This window comes from Romboutsia sp. (assembly GCF_056995035.1).
The window spans coordinates 24,809-34,538 of record NZ_JBXKIW010000086.1 but is presented as its reverse complement, the minus strand read 5'-3'; the positions used below and the strand labels follow the sequence as shown (position 1 = coordinate 34,538).

General features: G+C 26.1%; 9 protein-coding genes. 8 read left to right on the top strand and 1 reads right to left on the bottom strand.

Annotation, left to right across the window (positions count from 1 at the left end; genetic code table 11):
* The first annotated feature begins 210 nt into the window (after positions 1-210).
* The 5 genes from AC11VW_RS14120 (at position 211) to AC11VW_RS14100 (ending at position 6,039) form a co-directional block, all read left to right on the top strand.
* Positions 211-372 carry a hypothetical protein gene (locus AC11VW_RS14120; protein ID WP_484302070.1) on the top strand — a complete coding sequence of 54 codons (162 nt, stop codon included), beginning with the start codon at positions 211-213 and terminating at the stop codon, positions 370-372.
* Between the two features lie 121 nt (positions 373-493).
* Complete coding sequence (locus AC11VW_RS14115) at positions 494-1,126, top strand: endonuclease/exonuclease/phosphatase family protein (protein ID WP_484302069.1); 633 nt, start codon at positions 494-496, stop codon at positions 1,124-1,126.
* 92 nt (positions 1,127-1,218) lie between these two features.
* Positions 1,219-2,520: a VanW family protein gene (locus tag AC11VW_RS14110; protein ID WP_484302068.1), complete on the top strand. Its 1,302-nt coding sequence runs from the start codon at positions 1,219-1,221 to the stop codon at positions 2,518-2,520.
* 326 nt (positions 2,521-2,846) lie between these two features.
* Positions 2,847-4,067 (top strand): molybdopterin molybdotransferase MoeA, encoded by a 1,221-nt coding sequence (locus tag AC11VW_RS14105; protein WP_484302067.1) that lies wholly within the window; start codon positions 2,847-2,849, stop codon positions 4,065-4,067.
* Positions 4,068-4,122: 55 nt separating this feature from the next.
* Positions 4,123-6,039: a molybdopterin biosynthesis protein gene (locus tag AC11VW_RS14100; protein ID WP_484302066.1), complete on the top strand. Its 1,917-nt coding sequence runs from the start codon at positions 4,123-4,125 to the stop codon at positions 6,037-6,039.
* 54 nt (positions 6,040-6,093) lie between these two features.
* Here the strand turns inward: AC11VW_RS14100 and AC11VW_RS14095 are convergent, their stop codons facing one another.
* Complete coding sequence (locus AC11VW_RS14095; protein ID WP_484302065.1) at positions 6,094-7,044, bottom strand: substrate-binding domain-containing protein; 951 nt, start codon at positions 7,042-7,044, stop codon at positions 6,094-6,096.
* Between the two features lie 172 nt (positions 7,045-7,216).
* Here AC11VW_RS14095 and AC11VW_RS14090 point away from each other — a divergent pair, with 172 nt between their 5' ends.
* The 3 genes from AC11VW_RS14090 (at position 7,217) to AC11VW_RS14080 (ending at position 9,698) form a co-directional block, all read left to right on the top strand.
* The gene (locus AC11VW_RS14090; protein WP_484302064.1) at positions 7,217-7,867 is read left to right on the top strand and encodes an ABC transporter permease; all 651 of its coding nucleotides are present in this window, start codon (positions 7,217-7,219) and stop codon (positions 7,865-7,867) included.
* A 15-nt stretch (positions 7,868-7,882) separates the two neighbouring features.
* The gene (locus tag AC11VW_RS14085) at positions 7,883-8,551 is read left to right on the top strand and encodes an ATP-binding cassette domain-containing protein (RefSeq protein ID WP_484302063.1); all 669 of its coding nucleotides are present in this window, start codon (positions 7,883-7,885) and stop codon (positions 8,549-8,551) included.
* Positions 8,552-8,849: 298 nt separating this feature from the next.
* The gene (locus AC11VW_RS14080; protein WP_484302062.1) at positions 8,850-9,698 is read left to right on the top strand and encodes an ABC transporter substrate-binding protein; all 849 of its coding nucleotides are present in this window, start codon (positions 8,850-8,852) and stop codon (positions 9,696-9,698) included.
* The last annotated feature ends 32 nt before the right edge of the window (positions 9,699-9,730 follow it).

Below are 9,730 nucleotides of genomic sequence, written 5' to 3'. Positions count from 1 at the left end.
AAATATTTATATAATACAAAACTATAAAAATTAATTTTTACTATTGAAGCGAACGACTGTTTGAAGTATAATGAAGTTAAGGAACGATTGTTTGAAAAATTTATATTAAAATTACATTGAAATTATATTAAAAAAATAATAAATGAGTAATAATTCTAATAAATAGAAAATATAATAAAGTATAAACGATTTTAAAAGGAGTGGTAACTAATGATGATTACAACAAGAAAAGTACAAGAAATAACTTTAGCTAACTTAAAGAACGGGGAAGTAACTTTAAGCGAATTAGATGAAATATATAGAAAGATGGGATTTGTATTTGTTGTGAATCAAGGAAAGTTTATAAGAATAAAAAAGGAGATAAAACATTAATAAATGTATAAATATAATAGAAAATCTTTAGAAAAAACCTAGCTTGGTAAAGTAATTATATCCTAAGCTAGGTTTTTTAATATAGAAATAAAATACTTGATTATTTTGGAGGGTAATGAATATGAAAATAGTAACATATAACATTCATAAAGGAATGGATAGTAATAATAAATTTACATTAAGAAAAATAAGTAAATATTTAAAAGAACTAGACTGTGATGTTATTTGTTTACAGGAAGTCCTATATCATCAATTTGCAAAACTAAAATTATATTTAAAAATGGATGGAGTATTTGCAGCAAATATAAATAAACCTAATATTATGTATGGTATCTGTACATTTGCTAAATCTAAAATTGAAAATCATAGTCATATTTTCTTGACTAGTGAAAAAGAACAAAGAGGTTTTTTATATACAAACATATTTTCTGATTGTGGAAAAATAAATGTTATTAATACTCATCTAGGTTTAGATAATAGTGAGAGAAAAAAACAAATAAGTGAAATACTAGACTATACGCATAGACTAGTTGGTAGAAATCTAATATGTGGAGATATGAATGAAAAGAATATAAATATAAATGCTTTTCATGATAGTGCAGTTTGTACCAATAAATATAAATCATGTACCTTTGAAAAAAGCGATGCCAGGATAGATTATATATTTGTAGATAAGCTAATATCGATAGATAATTACACGGTAGATTTAGTTCAATATTCAGACCATTACCCAGTAATAGTTAATTTACGATAATATGTAACAATAAAGTTACATATTATACATAAATCTTGTTTAAAGGAAATTAATAAAATATAATCTAGATAGTCTTAAAAATGAGGTGGGTAATGAGTAAACAAATGTCAAATAAAAATAGTGATACAAAGAAGCCAATTAGAGTTGAAAATTTAAATAAAAATAAAAAAGGGAACAGTATCATTTGTGCTATAGTTGTAGTTTTTGTTTTAGGAATTATAATTGATCATTTTAATCAAACATATATATATAACAATAATATAGCTAAAAATATATTTATAGAGAATGTAGATGTTTCGCAAATGACAAAAGAAAAGGCTATAGAAGCAGTGGTAAGTAGCCAGAGCCCCAAGAGTATATACCTTTCATATGAAGGTAAGAAACATGAAATATTACCAACAGATATAGATTTAAAGTACAATGTAGAAGAATCAGTAGAAGAAGCTTACAATTACACAAAAACAGATGAGTACTTTGAGAATATTAAAAGATATTTCCATCTTAAAAGTAATAAGAAAGATATACAACTTAAATCTTCTTATGATGAAGCTAAACTGAGTGAATCTATACAAAAGATGTCAAATGAAATAAATGTAGACATGATAAATGCGAAAATTTATGTATCAAGCTCAGGAGGGATAAGTACTAATCCGTCCAGCACTGGAAAAGAATTAGATATAGCATCTACTAAAGAAAGTATAATAAATAATATTAAAAATAAAGAATACAATGAAATAGGGCTAAAAGTTAATGTAAAAAAGCCATATATAAAAACAGAAGATGCTAAAAGTGTAAATACTTTACTTGCTCAGTTTACTACTAAATTTTCTACAAATGCAGCAAGTAGAGTAAATAATATAAAAATAGCAGCAAGTAGAACTAGCGATATAGTATTAATGCCAGGTGAAGAGTTTTCATATAATAATTTGTCGGGTTTTAGAAATAAAGCAAATGGATATAAAGATGCACCAGTTATAGTAAATGGAAAATTAGAAGATGCAGTTGGTGGGGGAGTTTGCCAAGTATCTACAACTTTATACAACTCAGTTTTAATTTCAGGGATGCAACTAACTGCAGTAACTAATCATTCCTTAGCATCAAGTTATGTTCCTTTAGGAAGAGATGCTATGGTAAATGATGGTGGAACAGATTTTAGATTTGAAAATCCATATTCTAATCCTGTATATATAAAAAATGTAGTAGGAAATGGAACAGTTACATCTAGAATATATGGTAATGAATCAGATAGGAAAAATATAGATATAATAGTAGATACTTTTAAAGAAGATGGTTTAGATGCTGCTAAAACATATAGACTTTATAAAGATTCTAATGGAAATGTAATAAAAAAAGAATATATAGATAAGAGTGTATATAAAAAATCTAAAAAATAAAAATACTCCTATAAAGTTAGATATGAGAATCTACCTTTATGGGAGTGTTTTTTTATTTGAAAGTAAACATTAAGCATTTAAATTAAAGTAAAATATATTTATTAAAGAGGATTTATAAGAAAAATGTTGAATTATAAGAAGTGATAGGTGAATATAAAGTAAATATAAAAAAATGGTCTGATTTTTATGAAATGTAGAGTATAACATTAGCACAAGGCATAAATACGTACATAAAAATCTTTGATACAGAGATGATAGATTTAAGCAATTTTGTAGAAGATTATGATTATCAAAATAATGATATGGAAAAAATTAGGAGGAGATGTATGAAATTATTTGACGTAGTAAGTGTAGAAGAAGCATTAAACACAATGAAAGAAACATTTACTAAAAACTTAAAAACTGAAAAAGTAAGCTTAGTAGATAGTTTAAATAAATATTTAGCATGTGAAATAAAATCTAAAGTAAATGTACCTCATTTTAGAAAATCTCTAGTAGATGGATATGCAGTACTTTTTAAAGATGTATTTTCAGCTAGTGAAACAAATTCTATACAAACTAAGTTAATAGGTGAAAGTCACATGGGTAAATTATGTGATATAACTTTAGAGGAAGAAACCTGTGTATATGTACCAACTGGAGCAATGATACCACAAAATGCCCAGGGTGTTGTTATGATAGAATATTGTGAAAAATTAAACGATGATGAAGTACTAATTCAAAAAGGAATATCATTTAACGAAAATATCGTTGAAATTGGAGAAGATATAAAGGAAAATGAAGTTCTTTATGAAAAAGGACATTTAATAAATGAAAGAGACTTAGGAGTACTAGCAGGAGCTAATAGAAAAGACATATCTGTGTATAAAGACTTAGTAGTTGGAATTATTTCAACAGGGGACGAAATACTTAACTTAGATGAAAATATAAAAGAAGCGAAGATAAAAGACATCAATGCATATATTTTATATGGTCAGTTAAAAAATATAAGTTTAAATCCAATAATATACCCCCCAGTAAAAGATAATTTATCACAAATAATAGAATTAATGGGAAAAGCAATAAATGAGTGTGACATAGTACTTATATCAGGAGGAAGTTCGGTAGGTAAAAAAGATGAAACATTAAAAGCAATAGAAAGTTTTGAAAATAGTGAAGTACTTATAGAAGGAATAGCTATAAAACCAGGAAAACCAACTATTATAGCAAATGTTAACGAAAAGCTTGTAGTAGGTTTGCCAGGACATCCACTTTCATGTGCTTTTGTAGTTGAATCTATAGTTAAACCGTATATAAAATCTTTATTTGAAAATAAAAATAATAAATATATGATTTGTGAATTTGAATATAATTATCACAAAGCAAAAGGAAGAGAAGAATTTTTAGCTGTAAATATAAAAAATGAAAATGATAAGTCAATATGTTCACCTATATTTTCCAAATCAAGTACAATTAAGCAATTTGCGAATTGTGATGGATATATAAAAATAGATAGAGACTTAGAAGGAATACATAAAGGACAATTAGTTAAGGTATATGTATTTTAAATATAATATTATAAATTGTTATTACTTAAATAAATTTAGATAAGGGAGATTAAAGATGGGAAAATATTTAACCAATATACCATTAGATGAAGGCCTAAACCAATACCTACAAGTAATAGAAAATCTAAAACATCTAGAAACTGAGTATGTAGAAATAGAAAAGTGTTTAAATAGGATGAGCTGTGATGCAGTTTATGCAAATCTTTCTTCGCCATTTTATAATTGTTCTGCAATGGATGGTGTAGCAATAAAAGCAGAATCTACTTTTATGGCTAATGAACAAAATATAATAACATTAAAAGAAAATGAAGATTATGTAGAAGTTGATACAGGGGACCCTATACCAAAAGAATTTGATGCTGTTATAATGGTAGAAGATTTATTAGAAAAAGAAAATGGTAATATAAAAATATATAAACCAGCTATACCATGGCAACATATAAGATGTTTAGGGGAGGACGTGGTAGAAACAGAAATGATAATACCAAGTTTTCATAAAATAAGATCTCAAGATATAGCTGCTATGATTAGTGCAAAGGTAGATAATGTAAAAGTATTTAAAGAATTTAAGGTTGGTATAATACCAACAGGAACAGAACTTATAGATAGACATAAAACCCCTAAAGTAGGAGATATAATAGAATTTAATTCTAGATTATTTGAAGGTTTATTACTTGGATATGGAGCAGTTTCAATTATATATCCTATAGTTGAAGATAATTATGATAAAATTAAAAACAGTGTATTAAATGCATTAAATGAATGTGATATGGTTTTAATAAATGCAGGTTCTTCGCAAGGAAGAGAAGATTTTACTCATGACGTAATATATGAAATAGGACAAGTTTTAATTCACGGATTGGCTATAAAGCCAGGAAAGCCTGCAATACTTGGACATGGACAAAATAAACCTATAATAGGGATACCAGGATATCCAGTATCGGCTTGGGTAGTACTTGAAAACATAGTAAAACCAGTAATAAATAAACTTACATATAAAGAAAGCAAAGAAAATCCATATATAGAAGCAACACTTAGTAAAAGAGTAATGAGTTCTTTAAAATATGAAGAATTTGTAAGAGTTAAAATAGGAAATATAGATGGAAAGTACATAGCGACACCTATAAAAAGAGGTGCAGGTACAGTTACAAGTCTTGTTAATGCAGATGGGGTAATAAGAATTCCTCAAAATGTAGAAGGGATAGATGAAGGAAGCAAAATTAAAGTGGAGCTTTTAAATGATATATGTGAAATAAATAAAACAATAGTTTCAATAGGTAGTCATGATATAGTAATGGACTTAATAAATGATGAATTAACCAAAAAATCTTTTGGGAAAGTGAAATTAAGTTCAACTCATGTAGGAAGTTTCCAAGGAATTTTATCAATGAAAAAAGGAGAGTGTCATACAGCTCCAATACATTTATTTGATACGGAAAGTGAAAATTATAATGAAAGCTATATAAGAAAATATATACATGAAGATATGGCTGTTGTAAAGTTAGTAAAAAGAACACAAGGGCTTATGGTTAGAAAAGGAAATCCCCTTAATATAAAAAGTATATCTGATTTAGTAAATGTTAGATATATAAATAGACAAAAAGGTTCTGGTACTAGAATTTTATTTGACTATTTATTACAAAAAGAAAACATAAAAAAAGGTGAGATAAATGGTTACGAAAGACAAGAATTTACTCACATGTCTCTTGCAAAGGCTATACAAAATGATGATGCAGACTGTGGTTTAGGAGTATATTCTGCAGCTAAAGTATTTGATTTAGACTTTATACCTATATGTGAAGAAGAATATGATTTGCTCATAAAAGTTGAAACTTTAGAAACTAATTTTATGAAATATTTATTGGAAACAATAAATGATGATTCATTTAAAGAAAAGATAAGAAAATTAGGTGGATATAACTTAGAAGATAGTGGTAAAATTATAAAATATGAAGTGGAATTTACTAATTAGTGCTAATAAAGGAGCTGTCTCAAAATATATGATTTTAAGACAGCTTCTTTAAATTTATGTATATGAAATTATTTTACCAATATCACTTAAATCATACCCACCAATACCTTCAAGTTCATACTTAAATGCATTAGAATTGAGGATGTCTATAACGGCTTGACAAGTAGGATTACTTAAATCTTCTTGTTTAATTACTAAATCATACCTTTCTTTTTGTAAAGGGATAAAATCAATAAGATTGACTTGGTTAGCTATTTTTTCATGACCAAGTGCAACATCAGCAGCCTCTTGTGCAACAAAGCTAGCTACACTAAGAGAAGAAAATTCTTCATTATTATATCCATTAACTAAAGAAGAATTGATTTTTAATGAATTTAGTTTTTCATCTAATAAAATTCTTGTACCAGAACCTTTTTCTCTATTAATTAATTTAACATCAGGTCTACTTAAATCCTCCCAAGTATTTATATTTTTAGGATTTCCTTTTTGTACATAAAAACCATGAGATCTATAACATAAATTTATAATAACACATGGTATCCCAGGTAACATATTTCTAACAAAAGGAATATTGTACTCATTAGATTTATGATCCCAAAGATGTGTTGATGCAATAGAAACTCTATTGTTATATAATTCATATAAAGCATTATAACTGCCTAGATAAGAGCGAAGAACTCTATTACCTTTAGGATGTCGTTCTAAATGACGAGATAATATATCTAAAATAGTATCATGTCCACAAATTATAAACTCGTCAGTTATATTTGATGGAAAATTAACATTTATACTTGAATGTTTAGTTGAAGAATAATTTTCAATAGAACTTATAGTAGATTTTTGATTATTTATATAATTTTCAACATCTTCTTTATCGATTCTAATCTTTCTACCTATTTTATAAGAAGGCAATTCCCCTCTTTTAATCAATTCATATACTGTATTTTTTGTTATTTTTAATAAATCAGCGACATCTACAGGGGTTAATGATGATTCTGAATTCATGTCATACCTCCTTTAATATATATGTATATTTTAACATTTTATCAAATCAAATCATATAAAAATAAGTTGAATTTAAAATTAATTATATTAAATTGTAATACAATAAAAATTTATATAAAGTAATATCTATATATGGTAATATATAGGGGTATATACTAGGGGAGAGAGGATAATGATGGAAATTAAGATTATGGAAATAGTACAAATAGTACTATTATCATTGAGAGTAACAATAACAGCTACAATAATAGCAGCGTCAATAGCATCAATAGCAAGTGTAATTGTATATTTAAAAGAGTTTAAATTTAAAAGGCAATTTATAACGTTAATAAATTCGCTTATGAGTACACCTCCTGTGGTAATGGGACTTTTAGTGTATTTAGTACTATCAAGAAAAGGACAACTAGGCAGTTTAAATCTTTTATTTACGCCTACAGCTATGATAATAGCTCAAACTATGTTATTAATACCTATGGCTATGACGCTTATAATAGATTTATTAGATAAATTTGGAGAAGATATTTTAGTAACTTGTAAAATACTTCAAGTAAGTAAGAAACAAACAATAAAGCTGTTTTTAAGAGAAATAAGAAACCATTTGATTACAGTTATAGTAGCGATATTTGGAAGAGGAATATCAGAGGTAGGGGCAGTTATGCTTGTTGGAGGAAATATAAAAAGTTCAACAAGAGTTATGACAACATACATTTCATTATCAACATCGATGGGTAATTTTGATGAATCTTTAATAATAGCTACAATACTTCTTGCAATATCAATAGTATCTACAGTTTTAATTAGAAAACTACAAAAAAATATTTAAGGAGATAATGATAAGATGATTGTTATTGAAAATATGATAAAAGAAATAAAATATCAAAAACCTCTCAAAATAGATAAATTAGAATTTAAGAAAGGATATATATATTCGATTTTAGGACATAATGGAAGTGGAAAAAGTACATTAGTTAAGATAATGTACAATATAATTAATTTTAATAAAGGTAGTATAGATATAAATGATGAAGGCTTTAGTGAGGATGTTATACATAAATATATAGCTTATAATCCACAAAAAGGAAATTTTCTATCTGGTACATTAAAAGAAAACTTTGAGTATTTATATAAATATAGTAAAAATGATAATCTATTATCTAGAGATGAATTGAAAAAATTGATAGAAGAATTTAAACTAGATAACAGATTAAATACAAATATAAGAAAGCTTTCAGGTGGAGAGCAAGCAAAAGCACAATTTATAAGAACGTTAGTATTAAATAAGGAATTTAATATGTTTGATGAACCTATGGCAAACATGGATTTTGAAACAATAAAACAGGTTGAAAAGAAACTAACACAACTTAAAGATAAAGGCAAAACTGTAATACTTATAACTCATGATTTTATGCAAGCTAAAAGAATAAGTGATTTTATAGTATTTATGGAAAATTTAAATTTAATAGGTGAATATAAAACTGAAGAATTTTTTGATGAGTTTAAGTTTTAAAAGGTATTGTAGATTATTACAATACCTTTTTGTTTATAAATTATATTAACTATAATAAAAAAATGAAATTAAACGATATGAAAAATGATGAAAATGGATTATAAATGATAATAAATTAAAGAATCTAGACTTTGACTTATTACTATCTATAAAAGATAACAATATATCTGCAATAATTGTATTTCAGATATGTTTTATTATGTTTAGATAAAAATAGATATGTTTCGTTGACTTAAATGTAATATGTTGGTAAAATAAAGATAAGAAAAGATAATTAAATAGGGGGAATTTGGGGAATATGAAGATGAAAAATAAAGTTTTAAGTTTATTAACAGCGGGGGTATTATCGTTAACAATGGTAGCTTGTTCTTCTACTAGTCAAAAAGAAGAACCAAAAGCTGAAACAGTAAAAGAGATAACATTAGTTACAACAACAAGTTTAGAAGATACAGGTTTTTTAGAAGATACATTAGTTGATTTTGAAAAAGAAAATAATGTAGATGTAAAGGTAGTGGCTAAGGGAACTGGAGAAGCTTTAGAATTAGGTAAAAGCAAAGATGCAGATATATTATTTGTACATGCTAAACAAAAAGAAGAAGACTTTATAAAAGAAGGATATGGGAATGATAGAACTGAAATAATGTACAATTACTTTGTGATAGTAGGACCAAAAGATAGTGAGCATACTGCAAAAATGAAAAATATGAATGCAATAGATGCACTTAAATATATAAAAGAAAATAACTTAAATTTTGTATCTAGAGGAGATGAATCTGGAACTCATACAAAAGAATTATCACTATGGGAAAAAGCTGAGGTAGAAAATAAATTTGAAAATTATAAAGAATCAGGACAAGGTATGGGTGCAACATTAACAATGGCTAATGAAATGCAAGCATACACATTAACAGACAAAGGAACTTACTTAGCAACTAAAAAAGAAAATAAAGACTTAGATATAGTAATAAATTCTGATGAATCTTTAAAGAACGTATATAGTATAGTATCAATATCTGACTTACCAAAAGAAAAAGAAGATATAACAAATAAACTTACAGAATACTACAAGTCAGATGAAATGAAAACAAAGATAAAAGAATATGGTGTTGATAAATATGGAGAGCCTTTATTCTTTATATTTGAATAATAAAAATATATAATAAATTACAAAAATCAATA